Raw genomic sequence first — 19317 nt, forward strand, 5'->3', positions numbered from 1 at the left:
TGAGCGGCGCGAGCGGGGCGGCTGTCGCACCGCCGTGCCCGCGTCAGCCGTTACATCGTGATGACGACCCGGCCGCGTGTACCGCCGGCCACGGCGGCATAGGCTTCCCGGGTCTGGGCGAGTGGGAAGGTCTGCGCGATGACCGGCCCGGTCAACTGGCCGTTTTCGAAGCCTTCGACCAAGGCGGTCATTAACGGTGCCGATTCCGCGACGCCGAGCTTGGCGCTATCCACGCCGAGAAGTTGGGTCTCGTTGTGATAGAAATCGATCAGGTCGAATTCGACGCGGCGTTTGCCCGTGCCGCTGATTTCGAGCACCCGGCCGCGACGTTTGACGAGGCTCAGCGCGGTCTCGAACGCCACGCCGCCCACGGTGTCGTACACCACGTCCGCGCCGGCACCGCCGGTCAATGCCCGTACGCGACCGGCGGCCTCGTCGTCGAACGGTACGTAGTCGTCGATCAGACGGCCCGCGGGCGTGGCGGGGTCCAGCGGATGACGGTCCACCCCAATGACACGCGCACCGCGCGCCTTCGCGATCTGCACCACCGCACCGCCGACGCCGCCGCCCGCGCCGATCACCGCGATGGTTTCGCCCGCTTGCAGATGCGCATATTCCACGGTGCCGAGCCACGCGACCACGAAGTTCACGCCGATCGCGGAGGCTTGCGCGTGGCTCAGCGTTTTGGGTTTGCGCGACAACGCGGCGAGCGGAATCTTGATGAACTCGGCATGCGTGCCGTCGCGGGTGAAGCCGATATCGCCGCCAGTGCCCCAGACTTCCGCGCCGATCCAGGCCTGCGGGCCGTCCACCACCACGCCGCTAAAGTCGCGCCCTGGCGTGCGCGGCAATACCGTGTGTTCGAAATGGCCGGAGACGTTCTTGACGTCGCTCGGGTTCACAGACGCAGCCTTGATTTGCACGACGACGCTGTCCGCATCGGCTTGCAGCGCCGGCAGATCGACGTGTTCGAGCACTTCCGGATTGCCGAAGGACTGGAATTGAATGGCTTTCATCGCGTGTCGCTCCTGTTGGGTCTTGGGCTGCATGGGCAGCGGATTGAGGCTAGTGTAGATGGCTGGAAGAGCGGTGTCATGACAAAAACTTTCGAATTTCGGACAAGGCGCAACGCGAGAACCACGGTATTCGAGGCCGCACGCGGAGGTTTCAATGCGCGCGTCGCGCAACGCATTGCCGGCTAGCTTTCAGCCGCGCCCGGATTTCGCCGGCTGGGGCTCGATCGCCGTTACCGAAGCTGCCGCCGCCGCTTCGCTCAACGTGCCGCCCGGATCGAAGCCGGTAGGCGGCGCACCTAACTCACGCCGGAACATGTCGCTGAAACTGCTCGGCTGGAAGCCCAGTTCACGCGCGATGCTGCTCACCGGCCGTCCTTCGGCGAGTCCCGAAACGGCTACCGCCAGTTGCACCTGACGTCGCCATTCGGCGAAGCCCACACCCAGTTCGCGCGTGAAGAGTCGCGCGAGCGTGCGTACGCTCGCGCCGACCGACGCCGCGTGCTGCTCGAAGCTGATCGCGATCGACGGATTGCCGATCACCGCGCGGCAGAGCGCTTCGAGACGGCGGTCCGACGCATCGGGCAGCGCGATGCGCAGCGACGATCGCGGCGCGCGTCCCAACTCCAGCACGGCGAGTCGATAGGCGGCTTCGAGATAGGCTTCATCGCCCGTTTGCGTGCGTTCGTGTTCCGCGATCGAGGTGATGAGCTCGCGCAGCAGACCGTTCACTTCGAACACGTCGCTGCGCCGGCTTAAATGGCCGACGTTGCGCTCGTGGAAGTACAGGTTGCGCATCTCCACTTCGCTCATCATGTGGATGGAATGCGGCGTGCCTCCCGGCAGCCAGACCGCACGTTGCGGCGGCACGACCAGCGCTTCGCGGCCGACTTCGACCCACATCACGCCCGACACCGCATATAGCACTTGCGCCCACGTGTGCGAGTGCGGTTCGATGCGCAGCCCGCGCGGGTAGTGGCGCGCGAGCGCGCCGGCGCCGGCGGCGTCGCGGAGTTCGGGAGGGCGGGCTTTGGGCACGGTGGTGGCAGGCGGCTCGGGTCGCGCTTCGCGAGTGAGGATCGCGGACCGTGGCGGTCCGTGGGCGAAGCATAGCGCGCGGCGCGGCTGCCGTCAGGTGCGGTGCCCCATTAACAGCAGCAGGGCGGACAGCGTGACGACGGAACCGGCCGTGGACAGCAAAATGGTCCGCGACGTGATGTGCGCCTCGCGCTCGTAAAACTCGGCGAGCATGAACGGGCCGGTGCCGGTGGGCAGCGCGGCCAGCACCACGGCCATTTCGACTAGTGTGGGCGGCAGCCCGAAGACCCGCGCCGCGAGCCACCACGTCAGCGCCGGTTGCGCCACCAGTTTGACGCCGGTCAGCAGCAGCGCAACGCCGCGCGCGCCGGGCTCCGATGGACGTTTTTCGGCGAGGAACAAGCCAAGGCTCACCAGCGCGCACGGACTTGCCGCGCCGCTCAGCAACTTCAGGAAAGTCTCTGCGCTGGCCGGCATCGCGACGTGAAAGCTCGCCAGCAGCATGCCCGCGATGGGCGACACGATTAGCGGATTGCGCGCCAGTGCGCGCAGCACTTTCAGACCCAGCTTATGCGGCGCGCGCTCGGTCTGCAGACCGATTTCGATCAGCACGATCGCGAACGCGAACAACACGCAGGCGACGAGGATCGTGGCGATCGTGGTCGGCGTCAGGCTGGCGGGACCGAAAGCGATCAACGCCAGCGGGAAGCCGATGTAGCCGGTGTTCGGATACGACGCCGCGATCGCATCGACGCTGGCATCGGCGAGATGCCGGCCGTTCATCAGACGCAGCGCGAGGATCAGCAGGAACACGGCGGCGCACGCAATCGAGAAGGTCGCGACGAAGGCCGGCTGATACAACTGCTGCCACGTGGCGCGGGCCATCGTATCGAACAGCAGCGCCGGCAGCGCGAGCCAGACCACGAATCGGTTCAGCTCCGACGCGGAGTTCGGTCCAAGCACGCCGCGCCGCCGACAGGCGAAGCCCGCGAAAATCAAACCGAAGACGGGAAGCAGAATTTCGAGGGTGGCTAACATCGAGGCGCACGGCTTTGGAAAAAGGACGATCCGCCAGCGTAGTGGCTTGCGTTGATACAATCCAATACTGTTTTTCGAGTCCGACGATACTTTTTTAGCATTGTCATTTCGGGTGGGCGCATTGTGATCGATATCAAGCCGCTACGCTACTTCGTGACGCTGGCCGAGACGCGTCATTTTGGCCGGGCCGCGGCGCGTCTGAATCTGTCGCAGCCGCCATTGAGCCGGCAACTGGCGGCGCTGGAGGCGAATCTCGGCGTCGTGCTGATCGAGCGCAGCCCGCGCAGCGTCACGTTGACCGCGGCGGGCGAACGTTTTTACGCTGACGCGAAGGCGATTCTCGCGTCGCTCGATCAGGCGGTGCGCAATGCGCGGGCGGCAGCGCATGGCGAAGCCGGCAAGCTCGCGATCGGCTTCACGATGTGTGCCGCGTACAGCGTCGTGCCGGGCTATGCGCGCGTGTTCGGCGCGGCGTTTCCCGACGTGGCGTTGAATCTGCGCGAAGTGGTGTCGAACGATCTGGCCGCGCAGGTGCTGGCTGGACAGATCGACGCGGCCATCATGTTTCCGAACGTGCCCGACAAAGGGCTGGCCACGCGCACGATCCTGAGCGAGCCGTTGTGCGTTGCGCTGTCGCGTGGGCATCCGCGGGCGCGTGCCCGGCGGTTGAAGATTGCGCAACTGGCGGGTGAGCCGTTCGTGCTCGCTTCGTCGGAAGTCGCGCCGGGTTTGCGTGCCGCGATTCTCGACCATTGCCGGTCGGGCGGTTTCGAACCGGATATCCGCTTCGAAGTGCAGTTGCAGCAGACCGTGCTGAGTCTCGTCGATGAAGGCGTGGGCGTGGCCTTGGTGCCCGCTTCGATGCGCAAGGCGCAACTTGCGGGCGTGGTGTTCCGGCCGCTGGTCGATGCGCCCTTGATTGAGCAGGTGCTGGCGTGGTCGCCGGCGAATCGCAATCCGTGTCTGGCGCGATTTCTCGAGTTGGCGTGAGCGCGTGGGTTATGACTTGGCGAGCGGCGGCGTGGCGGGCGACGCGGCGTTGTCCGCGTAGCGCAGGGCATCTTGCCGGATGCACCGACGGCACCAGAAGGTCCAAGCCGTCAGCGCGGCATAGACGCCGTAGCGCACCGCTTCGGAAGCTATCCCCGAGCGTGGCTCGGTCGGCCATTGCCAGACGATCAGCGTGCGCACAATGTTCTCGCCGATCATGCCGAGGCCCCACACGAGCGTCATCAGGCGGATATACGCGGCGAGCGTGGGGCGTTCGCGCCAATGCTTTTCAAAGTTCTCGGCGTCGCGGTGACCTTCGCGCATCATCGTCGAGCGGGCGAGATAGAACACCAGCGGCCTCCGCAGCGCGAGCGAGACGAGAAACAACGCGCCGATCATGGCGAGCACCATGGGGTCTTCGAGCGCGCGTAACGCCGGGCTGCGGCCGAAAGCGGCGGCGAGACTCGACAACGCAATGCCGACCAGCACGAGCGCGCTGAGCGCGTCGAAATGGCGACGGTGCAGCAGGTCCCAACTCATCCACGCGATCAACGGCAACGCCGACGCGGCCAGCGCGCCGAGTTGGCCCCAGTGCGGGAAGGCGAACCGGTAGGCGAGCCAGGGCAGTGCAACGTTGATGACGAGGGCGCTGAGGTAGCGTAGGCGGGGGTTCATGATGCGCGGTTGTTCCGACGAATTGCCTATGAACGTTTGCCTTCGAATGCCCTGAGCAGTGGGCTGTCGGGCGCAATACGAATAAAGAACTGCGGGGGCTGGAATCCCTCCGACGCTTCTCTCAACTCGGTCAGCGAAACGGTGCCGGAAAGGCGCTGCGCATCATGCAATCCCAAGGCGAAGCCCTTGGAAATCCCGTCGAAATAGTCGAAAAATTCTCTACGCGTGATACCGCACACATCGGCAAATTGCCGCCATAACGCGGCGGGTGCAAGCGAATGTGCGCCGCTCACTCTCGCACAGCCGATCACGCGGCCAACGGGCAGCTTGACGTAAATCCAGACGACAGTGCCTGCCTTGACGTTCATCGTGCGGCGCCGCAGTTCAACATGCTTGGTGCCCGCAAATATGTTTTCGGCGTGTCGCTCTTCAAGCGAAATGAGTACGTGTTCGGGATGTTCCATGGGCAAACCCTTCATCGAGGATTTCTTGAAGCTGTGTGTTATTGATTGCGCGGGTGGTCAGCAGGTTGGTCGGACTGCCGCAGCCGAGGCGCTGCAGTGTTGAAAGTGGTACTGGACGTTCGAGGCGAATGATGTTGTCGAACACGGTCACCGTTTTCGTCTTGGACCGACCGATTGCTTCGAGTCCCGCGGGGTCCAGCACTGACGGATCGAGGTCCGAATTGTCCAACGCCTGCTGGGACTTCAGGTAGGCGTGTTGTACGCGCGCGATTGCGACAATGGCGCCAAGCCCCCGGTTCTTCGCTGACTCGTAGAACAGAATGAGGTTACCACGCTTGAATTGCTTCAGCGTGGCGGCGCCGCTGAAATAGTGCCGCTCTTTGTAGAGCTTGGCGCGAGCGTGGGGGAGCAGACTCTTCTGAGGGGAATGTGCTAACAGATGATCGGCAAACGCTCGCCGGAGCGGCGTAATGACGGCCGATCTTCCGGGCAGACAGAAGAGCGCGGGAGAAAGCAAGGTTTCCAATGCCATCAAGGAGATATGTCCAACATTGCCGTCGGGTCTGAGAAGGCGAATCTGTTGATCGACTTCCCGATAGGCCGGTGGCCCATCAGGCAGACGTACCCGGCTGGCCAGATAAATGTCTTCTGCGCGATCGGCCCAATTCGATGTCGTCACGATGCCTCCCAACGCAAGCTTGGTCAGCGATGTCTGTCCCGCCAACCCGCCGAAGCCGAGCGTCGAAGCAATTTCACGGATCTGCGCCTGTTGCGGAGGAAACGCAAGCCTGATTTGGGCCGCTCTCGCCACGGTGGCTTGTTCGATCAGATGGCTGAGCAGAAGACTGGCGGCGTGAAACGCTCCAGGTTGCGTTTCATCCACGGCTACGTGTGCGCTGATATTTTCCAGTGTCATGGCCTTGGGCCACGTCAGGTACCCAACTAGACGGTCTTTTGACCAGGCGCCATACCGATTGCAAATCCGCTCATTCGAATCGACCGCGGCCCACTCCGTGACCACGGCTGATTTGTGTATGCCTAACCGGGACAAAAGCTGAAGCACTTCTGCTTCGTCGGATCGATCGAGGCGGGAGATCGCAAGAGAATTGTCCGCCCCCGTTTCGAAAATTTCCTCTCTGGTGGCGCCCGCATTCAGGTGTTTGAAAGCGCCGGGAGAAATGACTTGAATGCCGTACTTTTCATTGAGCCTCGCTGCGGCATTGAGGATGGATCCGTCGTTGGTGACCAGACCGGCGAGCCTGTGCTGAATGGCTGTGGCTAAATGCCGTACGTCGGAGATATCGTTGCTGCTGAGCGCGTTGGCGCGATGCCGCTCCGGAAAGACGATGGATGAGAGTTCCGGCGCCAGCGCTTCCCACTCATGGGCTAGCGGGCTGGGGAACGACGGGAAGATGCGGGCATAGGCCAGCATGGGATCCGTGATGCCGACGCTTGCTGTGCGCGTAAGCTCGGCGGCGATCTCTGTGCTGAGAGCGAATTGACAGGAGCCGGCACGCTCAAGCTTGAATAGATCCAGAATCTCCTCGTTTCTGCTTCTGCGGGGCCCCAGGTCGAACAGCACGTTGAGATCCAGAAGAAACAGCGGAATTTCCGCTGTTTGAGTCGAATTGAGCCCGAGCGGATCAGCAGCGCTGACACCACTAGGAGCAAACAATTGCGGCGTGTCCAGTTCGTGACTGCGGACGAGGATGGTTCGATTTCTCGTTTCGCCGCCTTTGACGACGCGCTGAACATAGAAGCCCTGGTTTTCCCAGAAGCGGTTGGCCTCACTCATATCCTGTCCGACTCGCGCGTACATGGAGATGAAAGCGTGATCTGTCAGATGCTGCTTAAGGTGACTCAGCAGGCGAGCCGCAACGCCACGTTTTCTGAAGGTAGGGACGACGAACATCTGCAGCACGCGCCCTTTCGGATGCCTGGCTTCAAATAGCAGATGACCCGCGTAAATCAGACCGTCCGCACGCCGCTCGACTGCAACCAGCAGTTGCTCCTTTCGTGCAAAGTCCGCAAAGACACTGGCAGGGAAAAATCCAAGGGCGTTTTTATCGCTGTCAGCTGCCTCGATAACGGATGAAACGAATGGCGCAACGTCGCCATGATTATCCAGAATGGATATAAAGGAGTTTTCGACGATCATCGCAGTGCCTGGCCTCTCTGCATGTCGCCGCAGGCGTGCCTTTCCCTGCGAAGTAGTTTCACATGGACGGCCGTTGCGGGCTGGTTAGTTTGGACGGCCCTTGGGAGACGTGCATAAAGCGCGGCAAGGGCGGACGCGCAAATTTACCATCGATTAGGCAAACGTAATAACGGGACGGGCAGAGAAATATTCGATGCTTGCAAGAGCGCTTGAAAACTATTCGCTTTCCGGTTTTCCATTGTCCTCGCCAACCTATCGAGCGCCAAATCTGAGAAGATCGAATGTCCGACTTCCGAACTCATCAAGCCGATTCCCATGCCCACCCAACCCACCCTCACCACCAACCGCCTGACCTTGAGCCCGCACACCACGAGCGACTTCCTCGACAGTTACGCGATGTGGTCCGATGCCGAGGTGATCCGTTACATCGGCGGCAAGCCCTTCACGCGCGAAGAAGTCTGGGCGCGTCTGCTGCGTTACGCCGGGCATTGGGCAATGCTGGGATATGGCTACTGGGTGGTGCGGGAAAAGCAGAGCGGCCGCTTTGTCGGCGAAGTCGGCCTAGCCGACTATCACCGCGAGATTGAGCCGTCGTTGCTGGGCACGCCGGAAATCGGCTGGGCGTTGAACCCGGCGTTGCACGGCCGCGGTTATGCGACCGAAGCCGTACGCGCCGCGCTCGATTGGGCCGATGCGCAATGGCCGGACAAAGACACCGTGTGCCTGATCTCGCCGGAAAACCTGGCGTCGCTGAGTGTGGCGCGCAAGTGCGGCTACCGCGAACGGCTGCGCACGCCCTACAAAGGCAGTCCAACCATCGTCCTGCGCCGCGCGCCGAACGCGCGCTAAGCCGCCCGCTGCTGCGCGATCAACTGCGCGAGCCGCTCGATCTGCTTGCCTTGCGCATCGAAATTGCCGGCGTCGAGCCAGCGCGTGTAGCTCGCACGCAGCGCGGGCCATTCGCCGTCGAGCACCGAAAACCACGCGGTATCGCGATTGCGCTGGTGATACACGATCGCCTGCCGGAAGATCCCTTCGAACGTAAAGCCGTAGCGCAACGCGGCGGCGCGCGACGGTGCGTTCAGCGAGTCGCATTTCCATTCGAAGCGTCGATAGCCCAGCCCGTCGAAAACCTGCGACATCACCAGGAACATGGCATCGGTGGCAATGCGCGTCTGCTTCAGACGCGGCGAATACGTCACGTGGCCCACTTCGATGACACCGTTCACCCGGTCGATCCGCATGAGCGCCAGTGTGCCGACCGCCTTGCCGGTCGCGAGATCGATCACCGCGTGGTGCAACGGATCCGGCGACGCGGCCATGCGCGTCAAATGCTCGCGGTAAGCGGCCAGGCTGTCGAACGGACCCACGTTCAGATAGGTCCAGTCGCGCGCATCCGCGGCCGAGCTGTAGGCCTCGTACAGGTCCGCGGCGTGGCGTTCCACGTCCACCCGTTCGATCCGGCAATAGCGGCCCGTCAGCGGCGCGCTGCCGGGCGCCTCGGCGCCTTTCCAGTCCGGCACGGGCACGCCGATCGGCTGCTCGAACTCGTTGTGTCTGGGTTCCATCACTGTTCTCCTGTTGTTGCGGCATCGATGATCGTCGGCGGCTGCCGTTCAACAGGAACGATACGGCAAACGTGGTATGTTAAAAAGATCCACGCCAAACCCATTTCATAGGTCCAGCCGCAATGATGGAAATCATTGGTCCGCTCGCCAACCCGGCTGCGGCGAGAGCCACGCGTGCCGCCGACAAACCTCCGCCGCTGCAAAAACAGCTGATCGAACGTTTGCAGCAGGCGATTCTCGGCGGACGGCTGCCGGCCGGCTCGCTGCTGCCTTCGTCGCGTCTGCTGGCGGCGGAGATGGGCGTGTCGCGCAATACGGTGGTGATCGCCTATGAACATCTGGTCGCGACCGGCTACGTGGTGGCCGACAAGAAGGGCACCCGCGTGAGCCCGCTGTCCAGCCCTGCCGCACGCGGCGAGCCGGCGGCGCCCTGCGCTGCGCCCGAGGTGGCGTACGCGGCGCGCGTCGGCCAGTTCGCGGCCACCCGCACGCACGCCGACAACACCTTTCCGATGACGCCCGGCACGCCCGCGCTCGACCGCTTTCCGCTGAGCGCCTGGCGGCGCGCGCTCGAACGCTCGCTGGAGCGCGCGTTGCCCTTCACGCTCGGCTATGGCGCGCCGGCCGGCGAACCCGCACTGCGCGACGCGATTGCCGCGCATTTGCGCATCGCACGCGGTGTGCGCTGCGACGGCTCGCAGGTGGTGATCACCGAGGGCGCGCAGGAGGCGCTGAACCTGTGCGTCCGGCTGCTCACCAATCCCGGCGACGTCGCGTGGGTCGAGGACCCCGGTTATCGCGGCGCGAAGGCCGCGTTCAACGTCGGCGACCTGACCACGCTGCCCATGCCGGTCGACGCCGAAGGCATCGCCGTGCCGCCCGACGCGTGGCGCGCGCATCCGCCGAAGCTGATCTACACGTCGCCCGCGCATCAGTATCCGACGGGGGCGGTGTTGTCGGTGGCGCGGCGTCTGGAATTGATTGCGCAGGCGCGCCGCTGCGGCGCGTGGCTGATCGAGGACGACTACGACGGTGAGTTCCGCCACACCGGCGAGCCGATCGCCAGCATGCAGGGGCTCGTTGCCGACGCGCCGGTGCTGTACGTCGGCTCATTCAGCAAGACCATGTTCCCGGCGCTGCGCATCGGATTCGTGGTGCTGCCGCGCGCGATCGTCGAAGAATCGGCGGTGGCGTTGCAGGAGATGCTGCGCGGCGGGCATCGGCTGGAGCAGATGGCGCTTGCGCATTTCATCGAAAGTGGCGAGTTCGGGCGGCATCTGGGGCGCATGAGGCGGGTGTACCGCGAGCGCCAGCAGGCGTTGCGCGACGCGCTCACGGTGCACTTCGCGCCGGCGCAGATTCTGGGCGGCAACTGCGGCATGCATTTGACGCTGCGCTTGCCGCCGACCCTCGACGACCGCGCTTTGGCGGCGCGCGCTGTCGCCAAGGGGCTCAATCCGCGCGCGCTATCCGGGTTCGCGTTGCAACCCGATGTGCAGACGAATGGGCTCGTGATCGGCTACGGCAGTACGCCGCCGGAGCAACTGGCGGCCGCGGCCCACGTGCTGGCCGCGCTGGCGCGCGAGCTGGACGGTAAGCCGGCAAGCGGGCCAACAAGCGGGCCGACAACCAAGGCAAAAAAAAGCAATCGGCCGCCACCCTGACGTGTAAGTTTTTGCGTTTGTCCGCGCAGCCCATGTCGCGCTATCGTGTCGTTTATGCGCGGCGAAATCGACAGACGCAGCGTCGACGCATCGCCCCGCAACTCATGCCCAGCGCGCCGCACTGCAACATCGCGCAACAGGCGGAGCGCGCCCGCCGGGCCGTTGTCGAGCCCGGGCATGAAGAATGCCTTTGTTGTGGTTATCTATGACGATCTATCCGACCGGAGACGACATGAAGGAAATCGAACCGACCCCGTGGTTTGAGCTTGCCGCCCACACACCCGCACGCGAGGGCTGGTATGAGGTGCAACTGACGAGCGGGGACACCGCTTTCGCCAAATTCGGCGAGGGCATCTGGACCGAAAAACCGTTGCTGGTCTTTACGCACTGGCGCGGGCTGTCCGCGGATCCATCGAAAGCGAAAGAGGGCGAAACCGAATCGATCGCCGCCGAAGCCACCGCCGCCGAAGGGGTGCGCGCCGCATGGAACGCCTTCTTCCCCGGACTGGGCGAAGAACAGCACAAACCGCTGGACGCGGTGCCCAACGGTAAAGCGCCTCACTGATCGCACTGATCGAGGCAAGCGCGGGCGGTGGCCGACAGGCCGCTGCCCGCGCTTGCCTTCATAGCGTTCCAGACGCCCTTTCTACATGCCCACGAGTTCGCAGATTTCCGCAATCGTCCCGGCGCAAACCGCGCTCGTCGTGATGCATTATCAGACCGATATTCTCGGCCTCTTTCCTTCGGTCGCACCGACCTTGCTCTCCAACACGCGCAGGCTTTGCGACGCCGCGCGAGCTGCGGGCGTTAGTGTTTATTTCGCCAATCTCCGCTTCAATCCGGGCTATCCGGAAGTCAACCCATTGAACCGGAATGGCCAGGGTATCAAGCAATTGGGGCTTTTCGTCGACGACCGGCTCTCACCCGAATTAGACCGCCAGGCGAGTGAGCCGCTGATCGTCGCACATCGCGCCAGCGTGTTTTTCGGCACGGATTTGCAGGTGCGGCTCTCGGCACAAGGTATTGACTCGTTGATGATGGTCGGCATTGCGTCGACGGGTGTCGTGCTGTCGTCGGTCGCCTATGCAAGCGACGCCGACTTCCGCCTCTACACCGTCAAGGATTGCTGTTACGACCCGGATCAGGTCGTCCACGAGCATCTGTTCGCCACGGCGTTCGAATCGCGCACGACCGTGCTGTCACTCGCGGACGCCTTGCTGCTGCTCGCCCGCTAGCGGCGTGCGCAGTGCGCGCGCACGCGCTTACTCGACGCCTTCGGCAAACGCCTTGAGCGCGTCGCCCGCCAACCGGTAACGCACCCATTCGCTTTGCGCGCTCGCGCCGATCGCCTCGTAAAAACCGATTGCCGGTTCGTTCCAGTCGAGCACGCTCCATTCGAAGCGCCCGCAGCCGCTTTCGCAGGCAATCTGCGCGAGGTGGCGCAGCATCCGTTTGCCCGCGCCGCTGCCGCGTGCGGCCGGCGACACGTAAAGGTCTTCCAGATACAGCCCGTGTTTGCCGAGCCAGGTGGAATACGAATGGAAATAGACGCAAAAGCCGATGGGCTCGCCGTCCATTTCGCAGATCAACGCTTTCGCGGTGGCGGTCGCGGAAAACAGGCTCGTTTCGACGTCTTCGACGGACGCGATGACTTCATGCTCCGCCTTCTCGTACACGGCGAGCTCGGTGATGAAGCGAAGAATCAGCGCGGCGTCGGCTGCGTGGGCGCGGCGAATGTGAATGGTCAAGGTGAGGTGCTCGATCGGTTGAAGAGGGGCCGGCTTCGCGCGTCAACACGCGGGTTCGGATCAGACAGACATCGTAGCGTTGATCGGCGTGAATTGACCAGCATTCTCGGCGATTGCGATTGACGTGTCGTCACCCGATCGTTTACTGTCGAGCCATGGACTTCCACTCGATTCCCTTCGCCGCCGTCACCACCACGACGACCACCTTCACAGGCGGGTCGTCGGGAGGTTGCGCACGCTAGCGACACGAAGCAGTGGCAGACCACCCAGGGCCCCGCCGGAAACGGACGGGGCCTTTGGCATTTCTGGACCTCCGTTTGCGGCAACCCTCACCGCGCTGAGCGGTATTCGACTAAACGGAGCGTGACTGTGAACGACATCGACCATCGTGTTTTAGGCAATAAACTCGACCTTTTTCATCAGCAGGAAGAGGGCGCCGGAATGGTTTTCTGGCATCCGCGTGGCTGGGAGCTGTATCGCGTGCTGGAAGATTACGTGCGCGCCCGGATGCGTTGCGCCGGCTTTCGCGAGATTCGTACGCCGCAATTGCTGGCCCGCTCGCTGTGGGAAACGAGCGGTCATTGGGAGAAGTTCGGCGCGGCAATGTATTCGTTGGCCGACGCGGAAGAAGGGCGCGCGCTGTGTCTGAAGCCTATGAGTTGTCCGTGCCACGTGCAGGTGTTCAATCAGCGCGTGCGTTCTTATCGCGAGTTGCCGGTGCGGTATAGCGAGTTCGGCGCGTGTCATCGCGACGAACCGTCTGGTTCGCTCGAAGGCCTGAAGCGCACGCGCGCGTTCGTGCAGGACGACGCCCATGTGTTCTGCACGGAGTCGCATATCGAGGCGGAAGTGGGGCGCTTCTGCTCGCTGCTGCGCGCGGTTTACGCGGATCTCGGTTTTCCCGACTTCAAGGTTGCGCTCGCGACGCGGCCGGCGTCGCGCTCGGGCAGCGAAGCAACGTGGGATCACGCGGAAAGCGCGTTGGCGAATGCCGCGCGCGCGGCAGGTCTGGCGTTTGATCTGCTCGACGGCGAGGGCGCTTTTTACGGGCCGAAACTGGAGTTTCATCTCACGGACAGTCGCGGGCGAAGTTGGCAATGCGGCACGATCCAGCTCGACTTCGTGTTGCCCGAGCGGCTTGGCGCGGAGTTCGTCAACGAGCGCAATGAACGCGAGCGGCCCGTGATGATTCATCACGCTGTACTGGGTAGCATGGAGCGATTTATCGCGATGCTGCTCGAACATCATGAGGGATGGTTGCCGGTGTGGCTCGCGCCGGAGCAGGTCGTCGTCGCCACCATCAGCGACGCGAATGGGCTCTATGCGCGGGAGGTTCTGCAAGCGCTCGATGATGTGGGCGTTCGGGCGCTGGTCGATAGCCGGCCCGAGCGGCTGGAGAAGAAGATCGTCGACGCACGCGAAAAGCAGGTGCCGCTTCTGGTGGTCGTCGGTTCGCGCGACGAGCGTGATCGGACGATCAGCATCCGCGAGCGCGACGGGCAACAAGCGACGTTGTCGCTGCAGGACGGTGTCGAGCATTTGAGGCTCGCGGCGCGGCCGCCGGCGATGCGGTCGAGACGCTGATACCGATACCGGGTTCGCACAAGGGCGCGATAGAGCGCGGTCTTGTGCGTTCTTCTCGCTGCACGCCTACGTCGAACGTAACCCGCGAACAACCTACGCATAAAATGCCGACGGCACCACGCCGAAATGCCGCTTGAACATCGCCGCGAACGCGCTTTGACTCGTATAACCGTGGTCCATTGCGACGGCAATGATCTTCTCGCCATGCGCGAGCCGTTTCAACGCCAGGAGCAAGCGCGCCTGCTGCCGCCAACGCCCGAACGTGATCCCGGTTTCACGCTGGAACCAGCGATGAAATGTTTTCTCCGACACGTCCAGCGTATCCGCCCATGCGCCGATGGTGCGATTGTCGTCGGGGGTGGCGAGCACGCTGTCGCACACCGCGCGCAAACGGACATCGGACGGCCACGGCAGATACAGCGGCAGCAACGGCACCGCGTTCAATTCCGCCAGCAGCAACTGCATCAGGTGATCGTCGCGCGATCCGGCGGTGTAGTCCTGCGGCACGTCGATCGCCGCGAGGATCAACTCGCGCAGCAACGCATGCACTTCGACCACGCAACTGCGCGTGGGCAAATGCGCGGCCGCGCCGGGTTCGACGAATACCGTGCGCATCTTCACGTCGCCGCTCATCTGCACCGAATGATCGACGCCCGGTTCGAGCCAGACGCCGCGCGTAGGCGGCACGACCCACGAACCCGTGGCGGACTCGATCATCATCACCCCTTCGATCGCATACAGCAGCTGCGCGCGCCGATGCCGATGCGCCGCGATCAGCGTGCCGTGCGGATACCACGCGGCCATGGCCGATACCGGCATGGGCGTGGTTTCGAACGGCACGTGCGCGCCGGGCGCGGTGGGCGTTTCAGCGCGTTTTTGCGCAGCGAGGGTGACGTGAGCGGCGCGCGCGTGCATTCGTGTGTTTGCCATGGATCGAAGGGTTGACCGTTTCGCGACAAGTAAAGACCCTTTCGCGCGAGACGGACCTGGCTTGCGGGCTCACCATGCCGGTTCACTGCGAAGCCCGTTTCATCCCAACGACAATCAGCCCGAGCGCGATATGAAGAGATCGTATTTCCTGTTTCCCTTTGTGGCAATCCTGCTGTGGGCCGGCAACGTGGTCGTCTCGAAGCTGTCCGCCCATACCATCGACCCGTCGGCGATCACGTTCTACCGCCTCCTGCTGGCGGTCGCGCTGATGAGTCTGTTCACGCTGAGGCCGGCCTGGCGCAACCGCGCGGCGATCGTCCCGCAACTGCCGAAGCTTGCCGTGCTCGGCTTTCTGGCAATGGCGCTGTTCCAGAGTCTCTCGTACGAAGCGGCCAAAACGACCACGGCGACCAATATGTCCATCATCACCGCGCTGGTGCCGCTGATGACGATGGTCGCCAGCACCCTGCTGCTTGGCGAGGCGCCGACTAGCGGGATGGTAGGCGGCGGCGTGCTGTCGCTGGTCGGCGTGGTGTATCTGATCACACAGGGCAATCCCGCGATGCTGCTCGACAACGGGGCGCATCTCGGCGATCTGTTGATGATTTTCGCCGCGCTCGCTTACGCGTTGTACGGTGTGCTGCTCAAGCGCTGGCATGTCGGCTTGCCGTCGTGGCAATCCACCTACCTGCAAGCACTATTCGCGCTGCTGTTCATGCTGCCGATGCTGCTGCGTCTACCGGCCGCCGAAGCCGTGCCGACTCGCGCGAGCGTGCCGCTGATTCTGTATGCGGGCGTGCTAGCGTCGGTCGTGCTGCCGTTCCTGTGGATGCAGGGTGTCAAGCATCTCGGTCCGAATCGCTGCGCGTTGTTCATGAACGTGCTGCCTATCGCGACCGCGTTAATTGCTATTGCGATGCTTGGGGAGACCTTGCATCCATATCACCTGCTCGGCGGCGGGACGGCGCTTGTCGGTGTGATCGTCGCGCAGATGTTCAAGCGGCCTGTAACGGAAGCGGCGGCGCGGCCATGACACAGAGCGTGGAGAGCATCCGCCCGTCGCGCCGGTGCAAAACGGCGAAGCGTCTTGCGCGCGCGTCCGCCTGGCGCGTGGCGAAAACCGTTTGTCATCGCCACGCACCGCCGCACCGCCTCAAACGGCGATCACATCCCGCTGACGGATCAGATGCGCGTGCAGTCCGTCCCACAGACACACGCGCTCGTCGATCGCCGCCAGGCCCGCTTCCAGTGCCTCACGCAATTTGCGCGGATCGCCGCCTGCGGCTTCCGCGATCATTGTGCGGGCGGCGGGACCGTGTTCGCCCGAATCCACCTCGATATGACGATCGAGGTAGTAACTCAGCAGCGGCACGCCGGCGCGATCGATCTTCCAACCGGCGAGCAGCGTGCGGAACATATCCGGAATCACGTTCTCGCGGCCGTAGAAGAAGTTGCCCAGCACCTGATGCGTCGCGCCCTCGTAACAGGTCGCGAAGGTCGAATTGACGAAGCGGATCACCGGCGCGGGTGCGTCGACCGTGTTCAGCGCGCTTTGCACGCTTGCGCCGTCGGCCAGCAAACCCATCATCCGTTCGATACGCCCGGTGTTCGCACCGACGTCGCGCATGGCATGCAGATACAGATCGAAGTGACTCATTGGGCCCTTCGGCGTTTCGTCGCATTCTTCGCCGAGCACGATCTCGTTGATCAGCCGCGCGGCGCTCGCATTGCGCGGTGCGATCCACGGCAGCGTGACGGTCGTGAGATCGGCTTGCAGCCGTTTGACGAGCGACATGAAATCCCACACGGCGAACACGTGCCATTCCATGAAGGTCCGCAAACCGTGGAGGGTTTCAATCGCGTGGAAAACCGGGTGATGAGCGAGCGCCATATGGCGTCGCGCGAGTTGCGCTTCGAGCTGTTCGATGTCGTTCATGGTGATCGTTATCCTCGGAATGTCGCTCCGATAGCGGACAAGGGAACGGCGACAGCGCACACCCGTCGCGGTTGCGGAAGCGGGACGACCGTTCCCATGCCGATTCGGCGCCTGTATTAAGTAAAACGCTTTGGGTTTGAAGCGGGATGCGCCGATAAGCGGGCGATATCCCATGACGTGGGTTTTGAAAGCCACGTCACGGAATAAGATAGGCCAGATTTATTATTTAAGAACGCGCAATTACAGAATTCTGTGCGGTCTATGCCTTTTGAATATCGCAAATGGCGATGCCGCACGACCCTACGTTACGTCGGTGAACAGGCGTCCCCAACCTGCGAGCGGCGCGGTATCGACGTCCAGCATCCGCAGAGCCTTCCAGATGACGGTCGCGACCGTGTCGTAGGCGGGGATGTCGGTGGCCCGTTCAAAAGCGCGTACGAGATGCGCCGCGTGCAGATTCGTGCAAAAGGTGGTGAGCGCATCGGGTCGCGCGAACGCGGCTTCGCGCATCATGATCGCGAGTTGCGTATCGGACACCTCGGCGAAGCTGAAATTGTCCTGCAAGCCGAGATGCCGTTCCGCGACGCATTCCATGCCGAGTTTTTCGTAGTTGCGCACGATTCGCTGCTGGACCTCGTCGAGATACGGCGATACCAGTCCGAAGCGTCGCACGCCGGTGGTCTCGAAGATTTCGTTGAGCGCGAGGACCGAGGTTGTCGCGGGAATCCCGGTCGCTTCGGTAATGTGACGGCATAGCGCACGGTCGCGCTCGAATCCCAACCAGCCCGCCGACGTGCCGCTCCAGCCGATTACGTCGACGCGCGCATCGGCCAGTTGATGCGCGGCCGCCAGAATCCGGCTCGCGTCGAACTGGCCGAGCGCCGGCTCCGACAAGGCGATCTCCGTCACGGTGAAACGCGCGAAGTGCGCGCTGACGTGCGGCAACTCGCCCAACATCGCGGCGGTGATCGGTTCGAGCGCCGTGTTCGACGACGGCGTCAGTATGCCGAGCCGGATTCGTCTGTTTTGCATGGCGGTGGATCGATTAATCGGCGAGCAGTTGCTTCACGCCTTCGGCGGCTTCATGGCGAAGCGCGTCGAGATCGAGGCCCGGAATCACGCCGTTGTCCACCACCACACGGCCGTTCACCACGTTGTAGCGTACGCGCGCCGGCTCGCCGGCGGTCACGGGTGCCACCGCCAGATCGTGAAAGCCGTTGAAGCGCAGATCGCTGATGTCGTAGAGCACGAAGTCCGCCGCCTTGCCCACTTCGAGCGTACCGACCGCGTCGAGGCCGAGCACGCCCGCACCGCCCGCGCTGCCCCACTGGATCGTTTCCTCGACGGTGGTCGCCGCCGCGCCTTGGGCCGCGCGATGCACGAGCCAGGCGAAATGCGCTTCGTTGGTCATGCTGCCGGATTCGTTCGACGCCACGCCATCCACGGCCAGCGACATCGGCACACCGGCCGCGGCCATTTGCGGCGCGGGGGCAATGCCGCTGCCGAGCCGCGCATTGCTCACCGGGCAATGCGAACAACCGCTGCCGGTTTCCGCGAGCAGGGCGATTTCGCTCGGCTGCAGATGCACGAGATGCGCGAACCACACATCGGGGCCGAGCCATTCGTGGTCGGCGACGAACTCGACCGGCAGCTGGTTGAAGCGCTCCTTGCAGAAATCGACATAGCGGGTCGTTTCCGATAGATGCGTGTGCAACCTCAGGCCCATCCGACGAGCCGCCCGCGCGACTTCCGGCAGCAACTCGGGCGGCAGCGAGAAGGTCGGCGTGGTGGGCGCGACGACGACGCGACACATCGACGCATCGCCTGCATCGTGATAGCGCGCCTTCAGACGTTCGATGTCGGCCAGCATCTGATCGAGCGTCTCAGGTTTGAGCGCGAGTTTGGAGAACCCGGGGTGATCGCCCGCCGCCTGCAAAGCGCCACCGCGGCACAACACGAAGCGCATGCCGAACGACGCCGCTTCGTCGAACAACAGGTCGCCGGTTTCGGTGCTGCCTTCCGCGTGATAGAGGTAGTGGTGGTCGGCGCAGGTCGTGACGCCGGAGAGCAGCAGTTCAGCCATGCCCAGACGCGCGGCGACGCGCGCCAGATCCGGCGTGAAACGCGCGAGGCGTGGATACGGCACGGCGGCGAGCCACTCTTGCAAGTCCGCATTGATGCCGGACGGCACCGCCTTCAGCAGATTCTGGAACAGATGGTGGTGAGTATTCACCCAGCCCGGATAGACGACGCAGGAGCGGGCGTCGATCACGCGTTCGTCGGCGCGGGGGACGAGATTCGGCGCGATGGTTTCGATCCGTCCGTTGCGGATTCGCAGATCGACCTGACCCAGCCGCGCGCGGTCTGCGCTCATGCCGCTCATTACGGCGACGGGGTTCTTGATCAGCAACGCTTCAGTTTGCATGCTCACGATTCAATGTCCTTTCAGTTGCCGCGTAGCGGTCGCACGCTCTGTGCCGCGTATGAAACCGTCGCGTGCGCCGCATGGAG

Annotated in this window: 19 protein-coding genes; 7 read left to right on the forward strand and 12 right to left on the reverse strand. The window is 63.5% G+C overall.

Annotated elements, in window-relative coordinates; all coding sequences use genetic code 11:
* Positions 1–50: 50 nt before the first annotated feature.
* The 3 genes from B0G83_RS00500 to B0G83_RS00510 all read right to left on the reverse strand — a co-directional run bounded on the left by B0G83_RS00500 (position 51) and on the right by B0G83_RS00510 (position 3089).
* Positions 51–1016, reverse strand: coding sequence for a zinc-binding alcohol dehydrogenase family protein (locus B0G83_RS00500; protein ID WP_105506507.1), 966 nt, complete (start codon positions 1014–1016; stop codon positions 51–53).
* A 189-nt stretch (positions 1017–1205) separates the two neighbouring features.
* Positions 1206–2051 carry a helix-turn-helix domain-containing protein gene (locus B0G83_RS00505; RefSeq protein WP_105505492.1) on the reverse strand — a complete coding sequence of 282 codons (846 nt, stop codon included), beginning with the start codon at positions 2049–2051 and terminating at the stop codon, positions 1206–1208.
* Between the two features lie 93 nt (positions 2052–2144).
* The gene (locus B0G83_RS00510; protein ID WP_105505493.1) at positions 2145–3089 is read right to left on the reverse strand and encodes an AEC family transporter; all 945 of its coding nucleotides are present in this window, start codon (positions 3087–3089) and stop codon (positions 2145–2147) included.
* A gap of 123 nt (positions 3090–3212) precedes the next feature.
* Between B0G83_RS00510 and B0G83_RS00515 the strand changes: the two genes are divergently transcribed.
* Positions 3213–4079 carry a LysR family transcriptional regulator gene (locus B0G83_RS00515; protein WP_105505494.1) on the forward strand — a complete coding sequence of 289 codons (867 nt, stop codon included), beginning with the start codon at positions 3213–3215 and terminating at the stop codon, positions 4077–4079.
* A gap of 9 nt (positions 4080–4088) precedes the next feature.
* On the opposite strand, the gene B0G83_RS00520 is transcribed toward B0G83_RS00515, so the two are convergent.
* Genes B0G83_RS00520 through B0G83_RS00530 form a run of 3 tightly spaced genes read right to left on the reverse strand, consistent with a single transcriptional unit; the run spans position 4089 to position 7376 of the window.
* A complete protein-coding gene (locus B0G83_RS00520; protein WP_105505495.1) occupies positions 4089–4754 on the reverse strand; it encodes a VC0807 family protein in 666 nt (221 codons plus the stop codon).
* Between the two features lie 26 nt (positions 4755–4780).
* Positions 4781–5218, reverse strand: coding sequence for a transcriptional regulator (locus B0G83_RS00525; RefSeq protein ID WP_105505496.1), 438 nt, complete (start codon positions 5216–5218; stop codon positions 4781–4783).
* Positions 5184–7376 carry a GNAT family N-acetyltransferase gene (locus B0G83_RS00530; protein ID WP_105505497.1) on the reverse strand — a complete coding sequence of 731 codons (2193 nt, stop codon included), beginning with the start codon at positions 7374–7376 and terminating at the stop codon, positions 5184–5186. The genes B0G83_RS00525 and B0G83_RS00530 overlap by 35 nt, the downstream gene beginning before the upstream one ends.
* 315 nt (positions 7377–7691) lie before the next feature.
* Between B0G83_RS00530 and B0G83_RS00535 the strand changes: the two genes are divergently transcribed.
* Positions 7692–8225, forward strand: a complete 534-nt coding sequence (locus B0G83_RS00535; RefSeq protein WP_105505498.1) for a GNAT family N-acetyltransferase — start codon at positions 7692–7694, stop codon at positions 8223–8225.
* Here the strand turns inward: B0G83_RS00535 and B0G83_RS00540 are convergent.
* Positions 8222–8944, reverse strand: a complete 723-nt coding sequence (locus B0G83_RS00540) for a GNAT family N-acetyltransferase (RefSeq protein WP_105505499.1) — start codon at positions 8942–8944, stop codon at positions 8222–8224. The two genes, B0G83_RS00535 and B0G83_RS00540, sit on opposite strands and share 4 nt — an antisense overlap.
* A gap of 122 nt (positions 8945–9066) precedes the next feature.
* Here B0G83_RS00540 and B0G83_RS00545 point away from each other — a divergent pair, with 122 nt between their 5' ends.
* The 3 genes from B0G83_RS00545 to B0G83_RS00555 all read left to right on the forward strand — a co-directional run bounded on the left by B0G83_RS00545 (position 9067) and on the right by B0G83_RS00555 (position 11843).
* Positions 9067–10608, forward strand: coding sequence for a PLP-dependent aminotransferase family protein (locus tag B0G83_RS00545; protein ID WP_105505500.1), 1542 nt, complete (start codon positions 9067–9069; stop codon positions 10606–10608).
* Positions 10609–10840: 232 nt separating this feature from the next.
* Entirely contained in the window at positions 10841–11173 is a 333-nt protein-coding gene (locus tag B0G83_RS00550) for a hypothetical protein (protein ID WP_105506508.1), read from the forward strand.
* A gap of 85 nt (positions 11174–11258) precedes the next feature.
* The gene (locus tag B0G83_RS00555) at positions 11259–11843 is read left to right on the forward strand and encodes an isochorismatase family cysteine hydrolase (protein ID WP_105505501.1); all 585 of its coding nucleotides are present in this window, start codon (positions 11259–11261) and stop codon (positions 11841–11843) included.
* Positions 11844–11870: 27 nt separating this feature from the next.
* Here the strand turns inward: B0G83_RS00555 and B0G83_RS00560 are convergent, their stop codons facing one another.
* Positions 11871–12356 (reverse strand): GNAT family N-acetyltransferase, encoded by a 486-nt coding sequence (locus tag B0G83_RS00560; RefSeq protein ID WP_035560247.1) that lies wholly within the window; start codon positions 12354–12356, stop codon positions 11871–11873.
* Positions 12357–12725: 369 nt separating this feature from the next.
* On the opposite strand from B0G83_RS00560, the gene thrS reads away from it, so the two are divergent.
* Positions 12726–13940: a threonine--tRNA ligase gene (thrS, locus tag B0G83_RS00565; RefSeq protein WP_105505502.1), complete on the forward strand. Its 1215-nt coding sequence runs from the start codon at positions 12726–12728 to the stop codon at positions 13938–13940.
* Between the two features lie 93 nt (positions 13941–14033).
* On the opposite strand, the gene B0G83_RS00570 is transcribed toward thrS, so the two are convergent.
* The gene (locus B0G83_RS00570) at positions 14034–14759 is read right to left on the reverse strand and encodes a helix-turn-helix transcriptional regulator (RefSeq protein WP_105506509.1); all 726 of its coding nucleotides are present in this window, start codon (positions 14757–14759) and stop codon (positions 14034–14036) included.
* A 241-nt stretch (positions 14760–15000) separates the two neighbouring features.
* Here B0G83_RS00570 and B0G83_RS00575 point away from each other — a divergent pair, with 241 nt between their 5' ends.
* Positions 15001–15903, forward strand: a complete 903-nt coding sequence (locus B0G83_RS00575) for a DMT family transporter (protein ID WP_105505503.1) — start codon at positions 15001–15003, stop codon at positions 15901–15903.
* Between the two features lie 120 nt (positions 15904–16023).
* Here B0G83_RS00575 and B0G83_RS00580 read toward each other — a convergent pair whose 3' ends face one another.
* The 3 genes from B0G83_RS00580 to B0G83_RS00590 form a co-directional block, all read right to left on the reverse strand.
* On the reverse strand, positions 16024–16806 hold the full coding sequence (locus B0G83_RS00580; protein WP_105505504.1) for a DUF3050 domain-containing protein: 783 nt from the start codon (positions 16804–16806) through the stop codon (positions 16024–16026).
* 300 nt (positions 16807–17106) lie between these two features.
* Positions 17107–17838: an Asp/Glu/hydantoin racemase gene (locus tag B0G83_RS00585; protein WP_105505505.1), complete on the reverse strand. Its 732-nt coding sequence runs from the start codon at positions 17836–17838 to the stop codon at positions 17107–17109.
* Between the two features lie 13 nt (positions 17839–17851).
* Positions 17852–19231 (reverse strand): amidohydrolase family protein, encoded by a 1380-nt coding sequence (locus B0G83_RS00590; RefSeq protein ID WP_374954889.1) that lies wholly within the window; start codon positions 19229–19231, stop codon positions 17852–17854.
* Between the last annotated feature and the right edge of the window lie 86 nt (positions 19232–19317).

The sequence above is a fragment of the Paraburkholderia sp. BL21I4N1 genome, from assembly GCF_002973525.1.
Lineage (GTDB): Bacteria > Pseudomonadota > Gammaproteobacteria > Burkholderiales > Burkholderiaceae > Paraburkholderia.